General features: G+C 59.2%; 20 protein-coding genes. 7 read left to right on the top strand and 13 right to left on the bottom strand.

Annotated features, from left to right (window positions below):
- Positions 1 to 61: 61 nt before the first annotated feature.
- The 4 genes from MRBLRC7O_RS20270 to MRBLRC7O_RS20255 form a co-directional block, all read right to left on the bottom strand.
- Positions 62 to 727, bottom strand: a complete 666-nt coding sequence (locus MRBLRC7O_RS20270; RefSeq protein ID WP_111820491.1) for an RraA family protein — start codon at positions 725 to 727, stop codon at positions 62 to 64.
- A 15-nt stretch (positions 728 to 742) separates the two neighbouring features.
- On the bottom strand, positions 743 to 1,525 hold the full coding sequence (locus MRBLRC7O_RS20265) for a carbon-nitrogen hydrolase family protein (protein WP_367727716.1): 783 nt from the start codon (positions 1,523 to 1,525) through the stop codon (positions 743 to 745).
- A gap of 147 nt (positions 1,526 to 1,672) precedes the next feature.
- A complete protein-coding gene (locus MRBLRC7O_RS20260; RefSeq protein ID WP_003504286.1) occupies positions 1,673 to 2,581 on the bottom strand; it encodes a LysR family transcriptional regulator in 909 nt (302 codons plus the stop codon).
- 312 nt (positions 2,582 to 2,893) lie between these two features.
- Positions 2,894 to 3,553, bottom strand: coding sequence for a hydrolase (locus MRBLRC7O_RS20255; RefSeq protein WP_020813041.1), 660 nt, complete (start codon positions 3,551 to 3,553; stop codon positions 2,894 to 2,896).
- 154 nt (positions 3,554 to 3,707) lie between these two features.
- On the opposite strand from MRBLRC7O_RS20255, the gene MRBLRC7O_RS20250 reads away from it, so the two are divergent.
- Positions 3,708 to 4,628 (top strand): LysR family transcriptional regulator, encoded by a 921-nt coding sequence (locus MRBLRC7O_RS20250; protein WP_099087048.1) that lies wholly within the window; start codon positions 3,708 to 3,710, stop codon positions 4,626 to 4,628.
- Positions 4,629 to 4,664: 36 nt separating this feature from the next.
- Here the strand turns inward: MRBLRC7O_RS20250 and MRBLRC7O_RS20245 are convergent, their stop codons facing one another.
- On the bottom strand, positions 4,665 to 5,018 hold the full coding sequence (locus tag MRBLRC7O_RS20245) for an antibiotic biosynthesis monooxygenase (RefSeq protein WP_003504280.1): 354 nt from the start codon (positions 5,016 to 5,018) through the stop codon (positions 4,665 to 4,667).
- Positions 5,019 to 5,145: 127 nt separating this feature from the next.
- Here MRBLRC7O_RS20245 and MRBLRC7O_RS20240 point away from each other — a divergent pair, with 127 nt between their 5' ends.
- Positions 5,146 to 6,033 (top strand): LysR family transcriptional regulator, encoded by an 888-nt coding sequence (locus MRBLRC7O_RS20240; RefSeq protein ID WP_112488678.1) that lies wholly within the window; start codon positions 5,146 to 5,148, stop codon positions 6,031 to 6,033.
- Here the strand turns inward: MRBLRC7O_RS20240 and MRBLRC7O_RS20235 are convergent.
- The 5 genes from MRBLRC7O_RS20235 to MRBLRC7O_RS20215 all read right to left on the bottom strand — a co-directional run bounded on the left by MRBLRC7O_RS20235 (position 5,987) and on the right by MRBLRC7O_RS20215 (position 9,364).
- The gene (locus tag MRBLRC7O_RS20235) at positions 5,987 to 6,625 is read right to left on the bottom strand and encodes a DinB family protein (RefSeq protein WP_367727557.1); all 639 of its coding nucleotides are present in this window, start codon (positions 6,623 to 6,625) and stop codon (positions 5,987 to 5,989) included. The genes MRBLRC7O_RS20240 and MRBLRC7O_RS20235 overlap by 47 nt on opposite strands.
- 145 nt (positions 6,626 to 6,770) lie before the next feature.
- Positions 6,771 to 7,367 (bottom strand): NUDIX domain-containing protein, encoded by a 597-nt coding sequence (locus MRBLRC7O_RS20230; RefSeq protein WP_035212736.1) that lies wholly within the window; start codon positions 7,365 to 7,367, stop codon positions 6,771 to 6,773.
- Positions 7,368 to 7,394: 27 nt separating this feature from the next.
- Positions 7,395 to 8,240 (bottom strand): PhzF family phenazine biosynthesis protein, encoded by an 846-nt coding sequence (locus MRBLRC7O_RS20225; RefSeq protein WP_111820494.1) that lies wholly within the window; start codon positions 8,238 to 8,240, stop codon positions 7,395 to 7,397.
- 50 nt (positions 8,241 to 8,290) lie between these two features.
- Positions 8,291 to 8,920, bottom strand: coding sequence for a LysE family translocator (locus MRBLRC7O_RS20220; RefSeq protein WP_111820495.1), 630 nt, complete (start codon positions 8,918 to 8,920; stop codon positions 8,291 to 8,293).
- 39 nt (positions 8,921 to 8,959) lie between these two features.
- Positions 8,960 to 9,364 (bottom strand): VOC family protein, encoded by a 405-nt coding sequence (locus MRBLRC7O_RS20215; protein ID WP_111820496.1) that lies wholly within the window; start codon positions 9,362 to 9,364, stop codon positions 8,960 to 8,962.
- Positions 9,365 to 9,496: 132 nt separating this feature from the next.
- On the opposite strand from MRBLRC7O_RS20215, the gene MRBLRC7O_RS20210 reads away from it, so the two are divergent.
- Positions 9,497 to 10,849 carry an aminotransferase-like domain-containing protein gene (locus tag MRBLRC7O_RS20210; RefSeq protein ID WP_162690738.1) on the top strand — a complete coding sequence of 451 codons (1,353 nt, stop codon included), beginning with the start codon at positions 9,497 to 9,499 and terminating at the stop codon, positions 10,847 to 10,849.
- Between the two features lie 54 nt (positions 10,850 to 10,903).
- Entirely contained in the window at positions 10,904 to 11,512 is a 609-nt protein-coding gene (locus MRBLRC7O_RS20205; protein WP_111820497.1) for a nucleotidyltransferase domain-containing protein, read from the top strand.
- A gap of 48 nt (positions 11,513 to 11,560) precedes the next feature.
- On the opposite strand, the gene MRBLRC7O_RS20200 is transcribed toward MRBLRC7O_RS20205, so the two are convergent.
- Positions 11,561 to 12,418 carry a LysR family transcriptional regulator gene (locus tag MRBLRC7O_RS20200; RefSeq protein ID WP_111820498.1) on the bottom strand — a complete coding sequence of 286 codons (858 nt, stop codon included), beginning with the start codon at positions 12,416 to 12,418 and terminating at the stop codon, positions 11,561 to 11,563.
- 91 nt (positions 12,419 to 12,509) lie between these two features.
- On the opposite strand from MRBLRC7O_RS20200, the gene MRBLRC7O_RS20195 reads away from it, so the two are divergent.
- Positions 12,510 to 13,754, top strand: coding sequence for an MFS transporter (locus MRBLRC7O_RS20195; protein WP_111781653.1), 1,245 nt, complete (start codon positions 12,510 to 12,512; stop codon positions 13,752 to 13,754).
- A gap of 49 nt (positions 13,755 to 13,803) precedes the next feature.
- Here the strand turns inward: MRBLRC7O_RS20195 and MRBLRC7O_RS20190 are convergent, their stop codons facing one another.
- Together MRBLRC7O_RS20190 and MRBLRC7O_RS20185 are read right to left on the bottom strand one after the other, a co-directional pair.
- A complete protein-coding gene (locus tag MRBLRC7O_RS20190) occupies positions 13,804 to 14,895 on the bottom strand; it encodes a rhodanese-like domain-containing protein (protein ID WP_111817609.1) in 1,092 nt (363 codons plus the stop codon).
- 40 nt (positions 14,896 to 14,935) lie between these two features.
- A complete protein-coding gene (locus tag MRBLRC7O_RS20185) occupies positions 14,936 to 16,543 on the bottom strand; it encodes an ABC transporter substrate-binding protein (RefSeq protein WP_003504259.1) in 1,608 nt (535 codons plus the stop codon).
- A 395-nt stretch (positions 16,544 to 16,938) separates the two neighbouring features.
- Between MRBLRC7O_RS20185 and MRBLRC7O_RS20180 the strand changes: the two genes are divergently transcribed.
- Together MRBLRC7O_RS20180 and MRBLRC7O_RS20175 are read left to right on the top strand one after the other, a co-directional pair.
- Positions 16,939 to 17,781 (top strand): NADPH-dependent oxidoreductase, encoded by an 843-nt coding sequence (locus MRBLRC7O_RS20180; protein ID WP_080867155.1) that lies wholly within the window; start codon positions 16,939 to 16,941, stop codon positions 17,779 to 17,781.
- Between the two features lie 310 nt (positions 17,782 to 18,091).
- Positions 18,092 to 19,120, top strand: a complete 1,029-nt coding sequence (locus MRBLRC7O_RS20175; RefSeq protein WP_003504255.1) for a ketopantoate reductase family protein — start codon at positions 18,092 to 18,094, stop codon at positions 19,118 to 19,120.
- Positions 19,121 to 19,125: the final 5 nt, after the last annotated feature.

Here is a 19,125-nt window from a genome sequence, read left to right as displayed (position 1 = left end):
GTCCTGTTCTCCTCTATTGTTATTGGGAGTGGCGAACGGATCCGCCACCCGTAAGATTGTGTCAGGCGCTGAGCTTGGCCTGGACAAATTTATTGGCCCCGGAAATATCAGGCAGCTTCTCGCCGTTGCGCAGGCGTTCCAGAAGCACGAGTTCAGCTTCCTGCATGCCGATGGCGCGCTCCGCCATGGCGCGCGCCTGGCTCGGATGAAGGGCGACGACGCCGCTTTCATCGCACAGGATCGCATCGCCCGGATTGATCACCTGGCCGCCGACACTGATCGGAATGTTGATCGCACCTTCCAGACCAAGGATCTTGGTGGTGATCGGCGACGGGCCGCGGCACCACATGGGCATGTCGACCTTGGTGAACTCAGAGAAGTCAGTCGCCGGGCCATCAACGACGCCGGCTTTGACGCCAGCCATCTTCATCGTGTTGGTGATGACACCGCCCCAGCAGGCGTGGCGGGTGTCACCGCAACGGTCGATGAGGACGATATCGCCCGGACGCACGAGTTGCGTCAGGTAGTGGAGCATGGTCGAATCCGCGTTCGGGATACGCAGGGTGACGGCGGTGCCCGCCACGCGCTTGGCCGGAAGAACGGCCCGGATTTCAGGATCGACAAAGCCGGAGTGAAGCACATGACCAATCGTTGCGACTTCGACCTTCTCAAGAAGCTCGATAATGTCGGTGCTGATCTGTTCCGGCATGGGGTTGACGATAAACATCAGGTCTTTCTCCGATCAGAGAACATGGTGGTTTGCCACCGGCACGTTGGCGCGCACCTTGGCCGAATAGTCGAAATCGAGGGTAGCCCCCGCTGTTCCGACAGTGTCAGAGCACTGGGCGACGATGTGGCCCCAGGGATCGATGACCATGGAATGACCCCAGCAGGCCTTCTTGCCACCCGCGTGGGCGCCTATCTGGCCGACAGCGAGGAAATAAGTCTGGGTTTCGACGGCGCGGGCACGAGCCAGCACCTCCCAATGGTCCTTGCCTGTCATCAGCGTGAAGGCGGCTGGCAGAACGATGACATCTGCGCCCTTGTCCCGCAGGGCGCGGAACAATTCCGGGAAGCGGATATCGTAGCAAATGCCGCAACCAACCGTCTTGTCACCGACCTTATAAGTCACGACCTCTTCGCCACGGGCAACGGAATCGGATTCGCGATAGCTGATGCCGCTCGGCGTATCGACGTCGAACAGGTGAATCTTGCGGTAACGGGCAATCTGCTTGCCATCAGGACCGAAAACGAGTGTCGAATTATAGAAGCGGTTGCCTTCCTTCTCGACGATGGAACCGGCATGGAGCGTGATCGCATGTTTCTTTGCGAGCCCCGAAAGCAGCGTATAGATTTCACCACCGGGAAATTCCTCGCCGCTTTCATGCATCTCTTGAGGATTATCTCCAAGAAATGCAAAGTACTCAGGAAGAACAACAAGGTCTGGATTATCCGCCTTGACCGCCTTCTCAATCAAATCGGCAGCAACCTTAAGATTTTCTGCCTTGTCATTCTGGGTATTCATTTGAACAAGTGAGACTTTCACGTTGCTCTCCTCTCATGTTGCGAGGAGAATTAAGAACGGGAACTGTTTTCCTGACAAACGGAAAAACTCTATCGAAACCCATAAGATAAGCTTATGGATTAATCATTTTGCGCTGCAGCATAAAATTTAAGCTGCAGCGGTCATCCATTGAGTGGTGGTTTCACTAACGATTTCCGTCGCCATGTCGGCGATGGCTCGGGCGAGCGCATTGTCGCCGCGCTCCTGGTAAACCGTGTGAAAGGTAAGGGGCGGCACCGGCGGCGTGATGTCGAGAATACGCGCTTCGCCCGATTTGATGATGCCGTCCACCAGCACGCGCGGCAGCGCGCCCACGCCAACGGCGGTCGCCACCAGCCGGGTCATGATCGACAGCGAATTGGAATTATAGATGCGGCTATCCGACAGGCCATGGGAATCGAGAAGCGCGCGCAATGCCTGGTGCGGCTGCGACCCGGTCGAGAAGGTAAGCAGCGGAAAATGCGCGATATCTTCGAGCGTGACGCCCGTTTCCGGCAGCGGCAGCTCGACAGCGCCGACCCAGCAGGATTCGAAGGTACAGAGCGGTGAGTTGTAGATATCCGCCGCCATGATCGGCCCCATGATAAAACCGACATCCACCTCGCCGTTCTGGATGCGCTGGGAAAGTTTCAGGCTGGTATCGATGGTCAGATCGAGGCTGACACCGGGATATTGTTCGTTCATGCGGCGGATGAGCAGCGGCAGCCAGGCGTACACGATCGTATCCGCAGCGCCGATGCGCACGGTGCCCCTCAACGCTTCCCGGTTACTGACGATCTGCCGGAACTCGCCGGTGAGGTTGACGATCTTTTCGGCATGCTGCAGCGCCAGACGACCGGCGGGCGTCAGGTTGACGCAGCGCACATCGCGCGTGAACAGCACGACACCGAGCTCACGCTCCAGCGCGGCAATCCGGTTGGAGACCGACGCCTGCGTCGTGTGCAAACGTTCCGCAGCCGCCGAAAAGCTGCTCAATCGTGCTGCCCAGAGGAAAGTTTCGAGGAATCGCGTGTTCATGGGGTCCATCTCCTCGCATGGCTCCGCGATCCAGCTTTGCATCTCTGGCTTCGTCTTGCCCTTGGCCTTTTTGGTTCAGGAGCCAGTATGTCCGATGCGCGCGCCGATAAGCAAGGGATCACCGCCGGCGCCTCCCTTTCTCATGGGATTGCGCCGGCGGTGCCATGCAGCTGCGAATGGAGAGCCCCTTCCGCGTCGAGGCAACAGTGGAACCGTCGCGGCCGCACGCCTTGCTCAATTCAGAAGGGGTCAATCCGCATATTCGGAGAGGACGGGATGCGGGCCGACAGACGCCCGCCATCCCTGCCGGTTCTAGTGTCCGCCCTTTGTGGTCGGCGCCGGCGTGTTGAGAAGCTGCTGCTCCCAGAGATAAGCGATGCCGCTGCCGCCGAAGTGCTGAATGAGAATCTCGGTCAGTTCCTCGACATGCTCGGTGCGCGCCCAATCGCGCTGCCATTCGCCAGCAAGCGCCATCACGGTCATCACGTTCGCGCCGGCAGCGATCATTCGCTGGATGGCAACTTCGTGAGACTCCTTCGAAATCCCGCCCGACGCGTCGGTGATCACGGTCACGTCCCAGCCTTCGCCGGCCGCCTGGATGACGGGCATTGCGACGCAGACCTCGGTCCAAAGGCCCGCGATGATCAGTTGCTTGCGGCCGGTCGCCTTGACGACGTTCACCACATTCTCGTCCTGCCAGGTGTTCACCCAGGTGCGGTCGATGACCTCCTGGCCGGGGAACACGTCGGTAATCTGCTTGAAGAGAAGTCCACCGCGCGCCGCGATCACGCTGGTGAGAACGGTCGGAACATTGAAAGCTTTAGCCAGCTTTGCCAGCGCGGTCGTGAGGTTGACCACAGCTTGCGGATCATGGCTGTTCAGGTTTGCTAACTGATAGGGCTGGTGATCGATCAGAACGAGGACCGAGTCTTCGGGACGGAGAAGCGAATCAAGGCCGTTACGAAAGGTCATGGGTTCATCCTATATTGGTGGTTTATTGAAGCGCGCTTGCGCAAAAGGCATGCACCCCCTTGGGCGTTGCCGCGGGACGAAACTTGTCATTCCCGTTTCTGATGCGGTAGTCCTTGTCCGTGCTAAGCTGTGTCGCAGAATGGGGAACGCTTGAATGGATATCGAAGATATCAGGACATTCGTCGAAGTTGCGGATGCGGGAGGCGTCACAGCGGCCGCGCTGCGGCTCGGTATCTCCAAATCGATGGTCAGCCGGCGGCTGGTGCGGCTTGAAGCGGAGCTTGGTGTCCAGCTTCTGGCCCGATCCACACGCGGTGCTTCCCTGACGGAGGAGGGCGCAACCTTCCGCGACTATGCGGCGAGGATTTCAGCCGAAATCGACGTCGCCAGAGAGACAATCCTTCCGGCTGGTGAGCTCCGTGGCCGCCTGCGGATTGCTGCGCCGCTTTCCTTCGGCCCAACGCATTTCGCGCTGGTGATTGCGCAGATGGCGCGCCGTCATCCTCAACTCCAGATACAGACCTGTTACACTGATCGTTTCGTGGACCTGATTGCAGAAGGATACGATTGTGCGATCCGGGTCGGCACCCTTCCAGACTCCAACCTCGTCGCCAGACGCGTCGGCCCCCTCTACGGCATTTTCGTCGCCAGCCCCGACTATATCAAGGTCCACGGCTCTCCGGAGACACCGGAGGAACTCGTGACCCATCAGGCTCTCATGCAGGGAACGGAAACCTGGCAGGTGATGGATGGCGACAAGGTGATAACCGTTCGCCCGCAGGGACGGTTCAAGGCCGATAACGGGGTCGCTCTTGCCGTCGCCGCAGCAGCCGGATTGGGGGTCGCCGTGCTGCCTTACGATCTTGTTAAAAATTATCTGGCCTCAGGCGAGCTTGTGCAGGTGATGAAACGTCATCCGCCGCCCCCGGCCGGGATATATGTCGTCAGACCGCCGGGGCAACATCCCGTCAGAAAAATCCGGGTTCTCACTGAAATGCTGATCGAATGCTTCGACCACGGACCGGCGACGGCATCTCTCTCCAATGCCGGGGGAAGCCCCCCGGCCGCTGCCTGACCGGCACATTTTCAGAGCCGAACGTCGCTCTATCTGTCACACAGCCACGGGCTTTGGCAGGACCAGATCGCCGACCGTATATGTGTGGAACTCGCTTCTGGAGACGGTGTCCAGTTTCCGGAATTTTTCGACGAATTGCGGATCGGAAAAGAACTCGTCGACATTGCCGGTTCCCTGAATGGCCTCGACATTAACGACCGTCTCTCCGTCGGTGCTTTTCGCAAGGCTGCTCCAGAGGAACCCTTCCTTTCGTTCGGCAACATAGTGGACGACATCCTGAATGATGGCGAAGGCTTCGTCCTGCTTTCCCGGATGGGCATGAATGACGTTGACAACAAAGGTCGTGGGAGCGGGCGAGCCCGCAAAAGCTGCGATAGGTTTCGTTTCCATGAATTATCTCCATTTGAAGCTTCGGGCCATTTCAGCCGCGACGACATCTGGATATCGGAAGGAAAATAGCGGATAAACGAGCTGCTATTCTCGACATACCGGACAAAAATTCCTTAATCACGACATCATGGACAAGCTCGGAACCCTCGGCATATTCATTCAGGTGGCGGAAGCGGGAAGCTTCGTGGCCGCCGGGCATCGTCTCGGCATCTCCGGATCCGCCGTCGGAAAAGCCATTGCACGTCTGGAGGAGGAGCTGGGCGTAAGACTGTTCAATCGCTCGACACGCAGCATGGCACTGACGGAGGACGGGAGTTTCTTCCTCGATACCTGCCGGCGCATCCAGTCGGAATATGAGACCGTGCAGGCGCAATTATCGAGATCGCAGGCCGTTCCGCGCGGGCAACTGCGTGTCAGTCTTCCGCTGGCAGGCATGTTGCTGATGCCGACGATATCCGCCTTCATGGAGGCATATCCCGAAATCAGCCTCGACCTTGATTTTACAGACCGTCTGGTTGACGTCATCGAAGAGGGATTCGACGCCGTCATCCGAACCGGCGAGATCAGGGACACACGGCTGATGAGCCGCAAGCTCGGCACGTTCAGGCACAGCATCGTGGCGGCGCCCGGCTACCTGGAGGCGCATGGCCGCCCGAAGATTCCGGAAGATCTTGTCCGGCACCGCTGTCTTCACCATCGCTTCGCCAATTCCGGAAAGCTTGAGCCGTGGCCCCTGGTTCACGAAGGCCGCGAGATCAGGATCGATCTGCCGGTCGCCACCGTTGCGAGCACGCTGGAACCCTTGATCTACCTTGCGGAACGTTCATTCGGCATAACATGCCTGCCGTCATTCGCCGTGACGTCCGAAGTCGCTGACGGGAAACTGGTATCGCTGCTGGACGACTATATGGCCGACACAGGGACCTTCCGCGTCCTCTGGCCGACCAATCGATATCTTTCTCCAAAAGTCAGAGCATTTGTAGACTATATGGCCGCCAATCTTTTCGCCCGGTGATAGCACCGACGGCAAAGGGCATAAAACGATGCGCAAGCGCTAAGTAAGCGCCGCGATAGTGATCCCTGATGAAGACGGGAAGATCGTTTGACGGCGGCGTAAAAGGCACCTGATACATCATGTCGCCGACAAAGCCGCGGTGATAGGTGCCATGATTGACGATATGCAGCACGATCTGCTCGCGGGTCATGACGCCTTCTCCTCCTCCGACAAATTCGAAATGAACGGCTTTCGCGAGATCCCCGTCTGACCAGGTGTCGACCATATCGACATACCAGCGGTCCATTTCCTGAACGGCTTCCCATAATTCGCCAATTGCGGGCGTATGGTCGGTGTTGCGGGCGGTGTAGCTGTGTTTCTTTCCTTGTAGATGATGCCTGAAAATATCATCCACCACATAAACGTGGTTCAGCGTATGCACCATGTTTCCGAACCGCGTCGGCCGCTGCCGAAGGGCTTCACCTTCCGGCAGGTCCATCACGCTTCTGAACGTCAACCCGTTCGCCCAGGCTTTGTAGCGTACCAGCATTTTCAAGGTATCTATTGCCGATGCGGTGGATGCGTGAACGGGGCTGAGCGGCGCAATATCCATGCTGAAACTCCTTCGTATTTTTGAACTTCAAAAACGATGATCGGGTTGATCCGGCGCTGTCGCGCCGGATCGGAAGCATTGTTGCCGGCAAACCATGAGAGGATGATCGGCACCTGTCCCGGATCGATAAATCCGGAGGCGAGGATCAGCGTGCCGTGGCCTTTTCCTGCAAAAGTCGGATAGCGAGATGCTGGAGCAGAATGATCGTCTTGGCATCGCGAATATCGCCGCGGGTGATCATGCGCATAGCCTCAGGCAAGGCGATTTCCAGCACATCGATGTCTTCGCCCTCGTCCGCTGAACCGCCGCCTGCCCCAACCTTATGTTTCTCGGCATATTCGCCATAGAAAAAGGCGAGATATTCCGTGACCGATCCGGGGCTCATATAGATATCGAACAGATGCATAAGTTCGGAAACCTCATAACCGGTTTCCTCGATCAACTCCGCACGCATTCGCGTCGCCGGGTCTGCGCCTTCCAGCAACCCCGCCGGTGTCTCGATCAGCGATTCCAGACCGCCATTCAGGAGAACCGGCAACCGGAACTGACGGGTCAGCAGGACATTGTCGCTGGCAGGATTGTACAACAGGCATGTCGCCCCGTTGCCGCGATCATATGCCTCCCGGGTCTGCCGTTGCCAGCTTCCGTCCCTCAGCTGGAGTTCATATTCATACTTCGTCAGCCGCCCCCAATCATCAGCCAATACGCGTTCGGAAATAGGGCGGTAAACACTGCTATTCATCAAAGTCACCTCGTTTTCATCTGTCTTTCAAAGGCCGAGTAAACGGCCTTCGACATGCGTGCGCGTTTCGCCGCCGACCCATATCTGGCCGGCATCATCGCGGGTAAGGTAGATACGGCCATGGCGGCCAAGGCGCGTTCCCTGCGCCGCGACATAGTCTTCGCCAACCACGCCCGTTGCGAACAGCCATTGCGCCAATGAGGCGTTGAGGCTTCCGGTGACGGGGTCTTCAACGATGGTGCCCAGATGATCGCTGAAGAAAGCGCGAACCTCAAAGGCGGTCTCGCCGCCTTTCGCATGAGGGCCAACCACGCCAATATCGATGTGGTGGGTCCAGCTGCGGGCCGGGGTGATGCCAAGCACCTTTTCGGCGGACGCCATCCTGATCCCGAGCCAGCCGGGACCATTGTCGATCCATGCCGCATCGATGATGTCGCAAGCCTCGATCCCCAAAAACTGCCGCGCATCCTCCAGCTCGGCGGGCGTCGGCGCGCCGGAACGGATAAGCGGCGGAGCGGCAAAAGAAAGCCGTCCATGCGAGCGCCGGATCGTGACCAGCCCGGCGCCGCATTCCTGAACAATCGCCGTTTCGTTCCCGGGCATGCCATTGGCGGAGAGCCAGGCATGGCAGCTGCCCAGTGTCGGATGCCCGGCAAAGGGCAACTCCCTGTCCAGCGAGAATATCCTGACCCGGTAATCAGCCTGCGGATTGGTGGGCCGCAGCAGGAAGGTGGTTTCGGAAAGGTTGAACCATCGCGTCATCAGCTGCATTTCATCCGTCGATAAGGCATCAGCACCGATGACGACCGCCAGCGGATTGCCGGAAAGCGGCCCGGAGCCGAATACATCGATCATATGGATAGCAAAACTCATGACATGGCTCTTTCAGTTGGGATTAATCGGCAACGCGGATGGTGGGGCTGTCAGTTCTGCCAGAGAAGCAGTTTCAGCCCGGCGGCGGCAAATACCACGGAAAGCACGGATTCGATCCAGCGCCGCAATCTGGTATAGAGCGCAATCATCGAGGCGGTGGAAAAGAGAAGTGCATAGCTGCCGAACACGATAACGCCGAGAATGGCGCAGCCGCCAATGATCGCCGGCAACATGCCCGCAGGCGCGTCCTCGCGAAACCCCAGCGACATGATCGCTATCCAGGCCATGATGGCCTTCGGGTTTCCGATATGCATGAGAAGACCCTGCCGGTAGAGCGCCCGATAGCGCGGCGTCGCGCGCCCGGTATCCACACTCACAAAGTCGGAGACCGGCTTCATGGCCGACCTGCCCGCTCGAAAAGCCAGATACAGCAGGTAAACGCCGCCGAATATCTTGATGACGAAAAGCGCCTGGGCATAGGCGGCCAGCGCGGCCGACATGCCCGTCGCCGCCAGGATCGCCCAGAACAGCGAGCCGGTGATGACGCCAGCCGTCAAAGCAAGGGCGGGCAGACGGCCGTCACGCATCGCCGTTCCCATGATCGCCATGTTGCTCGGGCCCGGGCTGGCGGTGGCGACGATATAGGTGCCGTAAACGAGGGCGATCTGGCTGGCGATCATTCTGACTTTCTCCGGAAACAGGACAGGTTTCCCCAAGCACTATTGCTGGAGGTCTCCGCGATGCACGATGTGAACCTTGTTGCCGTCAGGATCACGCAGATAGGCGCCGAAATAGCCCTCTCCATAATGCGGCCGCGGCCCCGGGCCTCCTTCGTCCGTGCCGCCATGCGCAAGGCCGTCGGCATGGGCCACACTCACCGCCTCTGTCGACGGCGCCAGAAAGGCAACCATGCTGCCGTTGCCAACTGTTGCCGGTTCGCCATTGAAGGGCTGATAGACATAAAAACGGGGCAACGGGGATTGCGCCCTCACCCAGCAAAGCGCCGCAGGCCCGCCATCGGGGCTCACGGTTCGCCGCTTCAGACCGAGCGGGGCAAGCACGGCGTCATAAAAGCGTTCCGCCCGCTCAAGATCACGCGTTCCGACGGTTACATGGCTGAACATTTGATCCTCTAAGCGCGCCGGCAGGATGGCAGGCCGCCCTCCGTAAAGTGTGGATATCAATCAGCCTCGTCATAGCCTGTGTTACACTTGCTGTTTATTGAAATAGTGTAACGTGACACTTTTATCGAAGGTATGAACGTGCTGCTGCAATCCCCCTGGACTCCCCGTCTTGCAGACATTGAGGCGAATGCCGCAGAACGGCTGGTGCTTGCCCTCGCCGACGACATCATCGAGGGGCGGCTGGCGGGCGGTGACCGCCTGCCAGCCCATCGCGATCTCGCGTGGAAACTGGGAGTGGGCCTTGGCACGGTGACAAAAGCCTATTCCGTTCTGGAACGGCGCGGGCTGACACGCAGCGTCAAGGGCCGGGGAACATTCGTGGCGATCCAGGAGGCGCATAACGACCGGCAGATTGACCTCTCGTCCAACGCACCACCGGCCACGCTCAACGCCCGCATTCTCGCAAAGACCCTGACGGGGATCGCGCGCAGGATCGATGCGGATCATATCAATCTTTATGCCCCGCCCGCAGGGCATCTGGAACACCGCCGCCTTCTGGCCCGCTGGCTCGAAACGCAGGGTCTCACCATCGATCCCTCACATCTGGTGCTGACGAGCGGCGCCCGTCAGGCGCTGGCCCTGGCCTTCGATCTCGCCTGCGGCCCCAAGGGCCTGCTCCTGACCGAACGGATCACCTATCCCGGCGCCATCGCGCTGGCCCGGCGGAAAGGTTACCGGATGCAGGGCGTCGAAATCGATGCCGAAGGCATGGTGCCGGAAGCGTTGGCGGCGGCGCTGGATGGCACCCCATCGAGTGACTGCACAGCAATCTATCTGACGCCGACCCTGCATAATCCGACAACCGTTACCATGGGGGCGGCGCGGCGGCAGGTCATTGCGGATATTTGCCGCCGGGCGGGCGCGTGGATCATCGAGGACGGTGTTTATGCGGCATCCGCGGAAACCTTGCCGCCGCTGGCGTCATTGGCTCCTGAAATCTCATTTCATGTAAACGGGCTCTCCAAGTCCCTTGGCCCCGGCTTGCAGATCGGCGTCCTTGCTTTACCAGCCGGTCTGCACGAAACCGCCGAAGACCTTCTGCAGGACATGCCGATGGCCCCATCCGCACTCTCCTGCGCGGTGGTTGAGGACTGGCTGACCTCCGGCATCATCTCTTCGATCCAGCGCGATTTGCGCCACGAGGCCCAACGGCGCTCCAGCCTGGCCATTTCCCTGCTCGGCACGAACCAGCTTGGCTCGCATCCCGATGCATACAACGTCTGGCTGCCAATGGAACACGACGCCGCCAATCGCTTCGCATTCGCCGCTGCGGCAATGCGCATCAAGTTGACCCCTCCGGAAGCCATGCTTGTTAATCCCGATGATCAGGCGAGCGGCATTCGCCTTTGCCTCGGCGGCCCGTCCTTCGACGATCTCACGGAAGCGCTGAAGCTTCTGGCCGGACTGCTGAAACGCGGGGCTTGACGCCATCAGGAAACAAGCAACAGCACGAGAATTGAATGAAAGTGACCGCATATTATGAATGATCACCCGCCTATACCGGACCAGGATGCCTGGGACGCGTGGAGCCCTGCCCAGTTGTCACGGCGACTGGACGGTGTATCGAGGCCATGGTGCGTTGTCGGCGGTTGGGCTCTCGACCTGTGGCTGGGCAGCAAGACACGCGAGCACGATGATCTTGAGTTCACGGTCCTGCGTGAAGATTTGGGCATCTTTCGCCGGAAGCTGGGTTCCATGGCGTTCTACACCGTCAACGATGGCGTTATCGAACCGTTACCGGCGGATCGGGATCCGGCTCCCGAGATTTTCCAGATCTGGTGCTTCGATCGCGCTGCCGGATGCTGGCGCGCCGATATGATGATCGAACCGGGAACGAATGACACCTGGGTTTACAAGAGAAATCCGGAAATGACGCGGCCCCGTATCGAAATGGTGTCGCTGAGCGCTGACGGCATTCCTCACCTTAATCCCTCCGCCGTGCTTCTGTTCAAGGCGAAGCACAGACGCACCAAGGATGAGGAAGACTTCGCAAGAGCCCAGCCAGGGTTACCTCTTTCGGAACGACAATGGCTCAAAGACTGCCTTAACCGCCTTCACCCGGGTCACGATTGGATACAGGCGCTGTGATCTCAGGCCGCCTTATTGTGGTCTCGTTCGAAATTCGAAAATAGCATTTCAGGTTCGAGGCGACTGAAATGCCCGCGTGATCCGTCGCAGCACCGCGTTCGCGTGATCGCCCGTGACCGCGGAAATCATTACCACATTCAGCTTTGAGAGCTGTGGGAGCAGGCCGTCCCTCACCTCACGCAGACCGGCAGGCGCAACACTCCGCGCCAGCAGTGCGACGCCGATCCCGGCTTCGGCAGCCGCCCCTACCGCCGTTGCCCCAGTTCCAACGAATACCTCCCGCCATGCGATGTCCGCCGCCTCCAGCGCCCGAAGGGCCATGGCCCGCAAATTGCAGGGTTCGGGTTGCAGCACCAGCGGCACCGGCGCGTTCGAAGGCAGATCAAAATCCGCGCTGCAATACCAGCCGAAGCTTTCCTGAAACAGCAGCTCGCCATCCCGGCGGATATCATCATGCCGCAACACGACGATCGCGTCGAGCTCGCCGGCATCGTAGAGTTCAAGCAGGGTCCGGGTGCCGGCCGTGCGCAGATGAAGCGTAACGCTCGTCTCGCGCTCGCTGATCACCCGGAGTATCCGAGGCAGGTCGGCTCCAATCAAATGATGCGTGAAACCGATCGCGAGACGGGTCGGCTCCTGCCCAAAGACATCAAGCGCACGGCGGCCGGCAGCGACATAAGCACGCGCGGGCTCCAGAAAGCGTTCGCCGGCGGCCGTCAAACGCACGCGGCGCGGCGTCCGTTCGACGAGGCGATGCCCCAGCATGTCCTCAAGCCGGCGCAGGCGCAGGGAGATAGCGGCCTGTGATGTGTTCATCACCCCTGCAACCCGTGTGAACGACTGCAGTTCGGCAACAAGAAGAAAAGCCTCGACGGCCTCGGGATCCAATGAGCGCATGTTTTGCATAACAAGCTGTTATCGCTGAAATGCGCAAGCCCCTAATTCTATCTGATAGTCGCGAGCGCTATTGCACGAAAACCCTTGATAGGAGCTTTTCGTGTCATCACAGATTTCCTCGCCCGCACCCGCCACCGACAGCCGGATCTGGGCAGTCCTTGCCGTGGCAGTCGCGACGCAAACCGCAGGCTCGTTCGTATCGCAGGGAATTTACATTCTCGTGCCCTTCTGGCGGGAAGCATTCGGTATTTCCCTCGCATCCGCATCACTGGCCGTGACCGTCATGAACGGTGTTCAGATCGTGACGATGTTCACGCTCGGCCGCGCCATCGACATTCACGGCGAGCGCCGCATCGTCGGCATTGCCATGCTCGGCATGGCGCTCGCGATGGCTTGCGCGGCGGCATTCGCAAACAGCCTGCCCGCGCTGCTTTTGTGCATCGCATTTCTCGGCGGCACCTATGCTGCGGTCCAACCGGGCGGCACGCGGGCGATCATGCGCTGGTTCCCCCCCGCCAAACGTGGCATAGCGACAGGGTTTCGGCAGGCCGCGGTTCCTTTCGGAACCATGATCGCAGCCGCCCTCCTGCCATTCATGGCGGTCCGTTACGGCTGGCACGCGGCGGCATGGCTCTGCGCCGGTGTTTCCGTCCTGGGCGCCGTACTCTTCTGGGGCCTCTATCGCGAAGGAGGCGATGTCGCCGCTAAAACCGAGCGCCCGCTTTCCCTGGGAAAACTTATCCACGAGGTCGGGCAGAATTCGAGCTTCTGGCCCGTATTGCGGCTTGGTATCGCCATGTCGGCATTTCAATTCACCCTCACCGCACACATCATCGGCTTCATGGCGGATGGGCTGGGGCTTGGCCTCTTTGCCGCATCGTCCATGTTTGCCGCAACACAGCTTGCCGGCATTCCCGGCCGGATTCTGCTGCCATGGCTCAGCGACCGCTTCCGGCCCGGACTGCGCACCCAATCGTTCGGCCTGGTATCCGTCATTGCCGCAGGCGCTGCCGCAATCCTCGCGGCTCTCCCCATCGGCACTGCGCCAACCATTGTCCTCTTCGTGCTCGCCGTGCTCGGAATATTCGGGATCGGGTGGTTTCCGCTTTACCTTCTGCAAATCGCCGAAAGTGCGCCGAAAGGTTCGATAGCATCGACAATTGCCTTCGCTTCCACCATCTGTTTGGGGGTCATGGCAATCGGCCCCTACATATTCGGTCTTCTGGTCGATCATTTCGGCTATGGGGCGGCATGGTCCGCACTGATCATGCCTGTCGTTGTGACAGCGCTGCCCCTGGCAATCTCATCGCCGCGCCTGCCGAAGGCTCAAATCGGCTCCTCATGAAACGGGAGAGGCGCGGCGGCGATCGAGTGACATCTACCGTCTGGGAAACCTATGCGGCCGCCGCCTCGACACCCTGTTCGAAGTCGTGCAGATGAAGGGCGATTTCAAAGCCCCGGCGTTTCAGCCAATGAGCAACAACGCGCGCGCGGGCGCCCAGCAGATCATCCACCAGAATGACCCGTGCTCCGCGCACGGCAATGGTGCGATAGGCAACACCGAGAAGCTGGCCGCCTTCCGAGGAAATCGAACCTTTAAGGTGAGAGGCTGCGAATTCTTCCGGTGTTCTCACATCGAGAAGATAGGTCGTTCGCGCCGTGTCCCGCAGCCATGTTTCGGTCGTGGCGCGATCGATGAACTGCAGGTCGTCTTGCCGGGAGAAGGTCTCCAGACGCACCTTCGCGATATTTTTCGCATCATCGCTGGCGGACGGATATGTTTGCGAACGCCCCGTTTCCAGCTCAAACCCGTCATCCGTCCAGCCGCGCGTGCCATCGTGCAAATAGCTGACATCGTTTTCAACACCAGCGTCGATCAATGTCTGCGCCCCGAGGATTGCGCGGGGAAGGCCCGCGCAGGAGACGACAACACGTGTTTTGGGTGATATCACGAGGTCGGGAAAACGCAGCAGAAGTTCGGCACCGGGTACGCCGATGGCGCCCGGCACATGCGCCTTTTCATATTCCGCTATTGTGCGGGTGTCGATGACGACAACATCCTCGCCAGCTTCCTGCCACGCCTTCAGTTCACGGGCGAAAACCACTGGCGTGTTCTTTTCGCTTCTCACCTTCTGGACGAAAGGAACGCCGGGAATATCGAATGTCGGCAGGGCGTCAAGGCCGCCCTCGATCCATGCCGGAATTCCGCCGCGCAGAAAGTGAATATCGCTCCAGCCCCTGGCGGCAAGCCGCTCCGCCCCCTGCTCTGCGCTTCCCTTGCCATCATCCACCAGAACGGTTCGCACGACAGGGCGCGGAATGAAACGGTCGATTTCCGCATCCAGCCTTTCAGCCGGAAGGTTGGTCGCAAACAATGGGGAAGCATATCCCACCTCTTCTGCGGGGCGAATGTCGAGAACGGCAAGTTCCTTGCCATCTGTCAGCCACTCGATGAGGCGGTCTTTGGTTACAGCATTTACGGACATTGCATATCCTCCTGACAAATTCTGGTTTCCACATCGGGTTTCAAGCGGTCGGATCGAGCCATAGGTCGCCGAAACTCCAGTTCAGCCCCTGCGCGCCGGTGACGTAGTTCCTGACGCGCCTGTGCGCCACGATCTGGCTTCCCGCCGCCACAAGATCGACGGAGGCGACGTCGTCATGGATGAGATGCTGGAACCTGCTCCAGGTCACCCAGCGCTTCTTCGCATCGGGCTCGATGGCCGCCGCCTCCAGAAGCGCATCCGCCTCCGGATTGGCGTAGTTGGCCGCGTTGGAAAAGGGCAGTCCGATCTTGAAATTCTTGCTCCAATAGGCCCGCTGGATGCCGAGCGACGGATCGAACGTGTTGGAAAGGGATTCCACAACCAGATCAAAGGCGCGGTCCGTGTAGACCGTCTTCAGATAGGTCGGCAGGTCGTATTTGCGGATTTCGACGGCAATGCCGATCTTTTCAAGCTGGCTGCGAAGGACGTCGGCAAAGCCGGGCGTCAGATAGGAATTGTAGGTCAACCGCACGGGAAAACGTTTGCCGTCTTCCTTGCGGGGATATCCCGCCGCATCGAGCAATTTTTCCGCTTCCCTGGGATCATAGGCATGAGCCTTGACGGATGCGTCATACCAGTTCGGCAGGGCGGTGCTGACGGGGCTCGGCGATATCTGCGCATAACCGAAGAGCGCCACATTGACGATTTCATCGAGGTTGATCGCCTTCGCAATGGCCAGGCGGACATCTTTCTTGCGGAAGATTTCATTATCGTAGTTGAAGAACAGCTGCTGCTGCGGCCCCGCATAAGCATAGGTGTTCGTGTCCAGGACGAGATCGGGGTTCTGCTTCAATCGCTCAAGGTCTGCGAGCGGCACCGGGTTGTCGCCAATATCGACTTCCCCCGTCTCCAGCGCCACCGCCCGCGCGGCCGGGTCGGTGATGATGCGCAGAATGATGCGATCGAGATAAGGTTTGCCGGCATCCCAATAGTCGGGGTTTCTATCGAAGATCAGATGGCTGCCCGGCGTCCACTCCGTCAGCCTGAAAGGACCGGTGCCAATCGCGGTCTGCAATGTCTGGCCATCGGCCGGTTTCAGCTTTTCGAAAATATGCTTCGGCACGATCGGCGATTCCGAACTCGATTGCGCGGCAATCAGAAACGGCGCCGGTTTGGACAGCACGATAATGGCGGTCAGGGAATCCGGCGTCTCCACCGCCTCGACGTTCTGGTAGGTAATGCGGCCGCGCGGATGGGCTTCCTTCAGACGGAAAATCGAAAAGGCAACGTCTTCCGAGGTGAAATCCTCACCGTCATGCCATTTCACATTCGGCCGGAGTTTGAACGTATAGCGCAGGTGATCATCCGAAACGGACCATTCCGTTGCCAGCAAGGGCCGCGGATTGAGGTCGAAATCGAATGTTAGAAGACCTTCAACGATCTTCGGGCCGATCGCCTGCCCCGTGCCTGACGATGTGTTGATGGCGAAAAGTGCGTTGCCGGGATCGACACGATAGAGCAACTTGAGCGTGCCGCCGGAGATGGGCCGGCTCGCATCGCCACTTGCGGCGAATAGCGAACCCGGCAGGGCCGTTCCTGCCGTTGCCAGAAGAAGCATTTTGTTGAACTGGCGGCGTCCTATTGTCATGAAAATCCCCGTTTGAAAACGTCGTTTCGATAGTGAAAGCATCGGGGCAAAGCGGCGCGTTCTTAAGAAGAAAATTCCTCTCAACCATCAAAGAAAACATTTCTTGCAGAATTTTATTCCAATACGTATGCAGCCAGACACCAAAATTTGTGCTGAATAATTGCGCTGCCTTGGACCGCCGTTGCGTTTCTTCGCAACATGGCGAGATAAAAGGAAATCTCGACAACATGACTCTCGGACGCCTTATGGGAATGTTGTTTCCCTGAAAAATCGCCAATGAGTAAGACATTGCTCGGCAGAGGCACCGGCAAAGCATATCAAGTGGAAGGCATTTCAACCTTTCCGACCTTCATCCGGACCTGCCCTCACCTCCCAACATTACGGAGCTACACACGATGACCCTCTCCAGTCCGATCACCAAACTGGAAATCCCACAGCAGCGTGTTGAGGCCCGCTACGGAACGCAGGCCGATTTTTCTCCGCCTTTCTGGAATGACACGATCGACGCCTTGCTGAACCATCGCACCGCCCGCGCCTATCTGCCGAAAGCTCTGCCGGAGGGCAGCCTGGAACTTCTGGTCGCAGCCGCACAATCTGCCCCCACATCCTCCAATCTTCAGGCGTGGAGCGTGGTGGCGGTGCAGGACAAGGAGCGCAAGGCACGTCTGGCGGGCTTCACGGGCGGCAACGCCCATATAAAGGATGCACCTGTTTTCCTCATCTGGCTTATCGACCTGAAGCGGTTGCGAACGGTCGCTTCCAACCACGGCAACAGCGGAGAAGGGCTGGATTATCTGGAAAGCTTCCTGATCGGCGCCATCGATGCGGCGCTGGCCGCGCAGAACGCGGTTGCCGCAATCGATTCACTCGGTCTCGGCTCTTGCTACGTTGGCGGCATTCGCAACAGGCCGGAAGACGTATCCCGCGAACTGAACCTGCCTCCCGAGACGATTGCCGTCTTTGGCCTCACCGTGGGTTATCCAGACCCGGCCGTGAAAACCGACGTCAAACCGCGCCTGCCCCAGTCATCCATCCTGTTTCATGAAACCTATTCGGAGGCCGCACGGGATGATCTTGATTCCTATGACGCGGTCTTGAAGACGTTTCAGGAAAAACAGGGCCTGCCGCAAAGCGGCTGGACAGCACCCATTTCCCAGCGTGTCGAGAACGCCGCCGCGCTTAAGGGCCGCGCGGAACTGAGCCAGACATTGCGCCGTCTCGGTTTCGGCATCAAATAAACTCTGTTGTAGCTGCCCGCATCGAACGCAGACGCGTCCCTGGCTCGGCGATAACGGACCGCCTGCCAGGGGCAACGCAATCTCTCCCGAAATCGCCGATTTCGGGAACTGATTTTCTACAAAATTAGTAGATATAGGATGACCGGTCTTCCTTCAAACTGCTCGCAGGCTTTACGATCTGTCCCAGAGTGCTTTTGAACCGTGTGTTACCGCGATCCTCAATTGCTATCCGCACAGAGCGCCGAACCTATCAGCAGCCAAGCTCTCCGGGAAATCCGGAGCGCGAAAAAGACAAGACGAGAAACGACAGATGCCACGTTACGTTATCATCGGCGCCGGTGCGGTGGGCGCGAGCCTTGCAGCGCAGTTCGCACTTTCCGGCATTGACTATGCGCTTTTCGGACGGGGCGCCCAGATCAGCCATATCAGGCAGCATGGCCTCACCTTTCAGCGCCCCTCGGAGACGCGGCAGATCGATTTGAGGGTTTTCGACCTGACAGATATTCCGGAATTGACGCCGGATGATGTCCTCCTGCTCACCGTGAAAGCGCAGGATGCCGTCAGCGCGCTCGCCTTCTGGTCCTGGCAAAGCATCTCGAACACAACGACACCGGCGGCGGCAAATCTTCCGATCGTAACTTTTCAAAATGGACTGGCGACCGAAGCAAATGCCCTGAGAACATTTTCCAGGGTCTATGGCGCAAGCATTCTAACCCCGGCGCGGTTCACCGAAACCGGCAAGGTGGTGGTTGGCGGCGAGCCGCAATTGGGCATCGTGACAGTCGGGCGCTTTCCGCTCGGGCAGGATGACGTGACCGCGCAGGTCACGGCAGACCTGAACAGGGCGGGATATCTTGCCGAGCCAAGCGACGATATCCGCCGATGGAAAGCAGCAAAGCTCCTTCACAACGTTCGCAATGCTCTGGAACTGTTCGACGGTCCGGCCGATCTGAACGACAGGATCAGCGCGGCTTTGGTGGATGAGGCCCGCCATGTGCTGGAAGCGGCAGGCTACACCCTTGCCTCGCCTTCCGAGCGAAGCCTCGACATCTCAAACTGGCGGGTCGCGCCGAACAGCGGAATTCACCCGGGCCAGCAATCAACCTGGCAGAGCTTCAGGCGCGGAGCCTCGAGCGAAGTGGATTTCCTCAACGGCGAAATCGTTCTGCTGGGCCGGATTCACGGCGTTCCGACGCCCTATAACGAAGCCGTGCAAACGCTTGCCGGAAAGCTGGCACATCAGGGCGGGTTTTCAAAGCCGCTGCCGCTCGATGCGATCACGTCTCTCATCGCCGCCCCGGACCGGGCGGCGCATGCCAGTCCTGCCGTCACTTCATGACCGGC

Origin of the sequence: Agrobacterium radiobacter (genome assembly GCF_040801995.1) — a bacterium.
Taxonomy (GTDB): domain Bacteria; phylum Pseudomonadota; class Alphaproteobacteria; order Rhizobiales; family Rhizobiaceae; genus Agrobacterium; species Agrobacterium radiobacter.
This window is presented reverse-complemented; position numbering and strand designations above follow the sequence as displayed.

Coding starts and splice junctions, on each gene's coding strand:
- MRBLRC7O_RS20210 (WP_162690738.1), top strand. CDS start 9,497: ATGAACGTGCTGCTGCAATCCCCCTGGACTCCCCGTCTTGCAGACATT.
- MRBLRC7O_RS20265 (WP_367727716.1), bottom strand. CDS start 1,525: ATGAATACCCAGAATGACAAGGCAGAAAATCTTAAGGTTGCTGCCGAT.
- MRBLRC7O_RS20255 (WP_020813041.1), bottom strand. CDS start 3,553: ATGACCTTTCGTAACGGCCTTGATTCGCTTCTCCGTCCCGAAGACTCG.
- MRBLRC7O_RS20225 (WP_111820494.1), bottom strand. CDS start 8,240: ATGAGTTTTGCTATCCATATGATCGATGTATTCGGCTCCGGGCCGCTT.
- MRBLRC7O_RS20250 (WP_099087048.1), top strand. CDS start 3,708: ATGGATATCGAAGATATCAGGACATTCGTCGAAGTTGCGGATGCGGGA.
- MRBLRC7O_RS20185 (WP_003504259.1), bottom strand. CDS start 16,543: ATGACAATAGGACGCCGCCAGTTCAACAAAATGCTTCTTCTGGCAACG.
- MRBLRC7O_RS20240 (WP_112488678.1), top strand. CDS start 5,146: ATGGACAAGCTCGGAACCCTCGGCATATTCATTCAGGTGGCGGAAGCG.
- MRBLRC7O_RS20190 (WP_111817609.1), bottom strand. CDS start 14,895: ATGTCCGTAAATGCTGTAACCAAAGACCGCCTCATCGAGTGGCTGACA.
- MRBLRC7O_RS20215 (WP_111820496.1), bottom strand. CDS start 9,364: ATGTTCAGCCATGTAACCGTCGGAACGCGTGATCTTGAGCGGGCGGAA.
- MRBLRC7O_RS20220 (WP_111820495.1), bottom strand. CDS start 8,920: ATGATCGCCAGCCAGATCGCCCTCGTTTACGGCACCTATATCGTCGCC.
- MRBLRC7O_RS20260 (WP_003504286.1), bottom strand. CDS start 2,581: ATGAACACGCGATTCCTCGAAACTTTCCTCTGGGCAGCACGATTGAGC.
- MRBLRC7O_RS20245 (WP_003504280.1), bottom strand. CDS start 5,018: ATGGAAACGAAACCTATCGCAGCTTTTGCGGGCTCGCCCGCTCCCACG.
- MRBLRC7O_RS20175 (WP_003504255.1), top strand. CDS start 18,092: ATGCCACGTTACGTTATCATCGGCGCCGGTGCGGTGGGCGCGAGCCTT.
- MRBLRC7O_RS20230 (WP_035212736.1), bottom strand. CDS start 7,367: ATGAATAGCAGTGTTTACCGCCCTATTTCCGAACGCGTATTGGCTGAT.
- MRBLRC7O_RS20235 (WP_367727557.1), bottom strand. CDS start 6,625: ATGGATATTGCGCCGCTCAGCCCCGTTCACGCATCCACCGCATCGGCA.
- MRBLRC7O_RS20200 (WP_111820498.1), bottom strand. CDS start 12,418: ATGCAAAACATGCGCTCATTGGATCCCGAGGCCGTCGAGGCTTTTCTT.
- MRBLRC7O_RS20205 (WP_111820497.1), top strand. CDS start 10,904: ATGAATGATCACCCGCCTATACCGGACCAGGATGCCTGGGACGCGTGG.
- MRBLRC7O_RS20270 (WP_111820491.1), bottom strand. CDS start 727: ATGTTTATCGTCAACCCCATGCCGGAACAGATCAGCACCGACATTATC.
- MRBLRC7O_RS20180 (WP_080867155.1), top strand. CDS start 16,939: ATGACCCTCTCCAGTCCGATCACCAAACTGGAAATCCCACAGCAGCGT.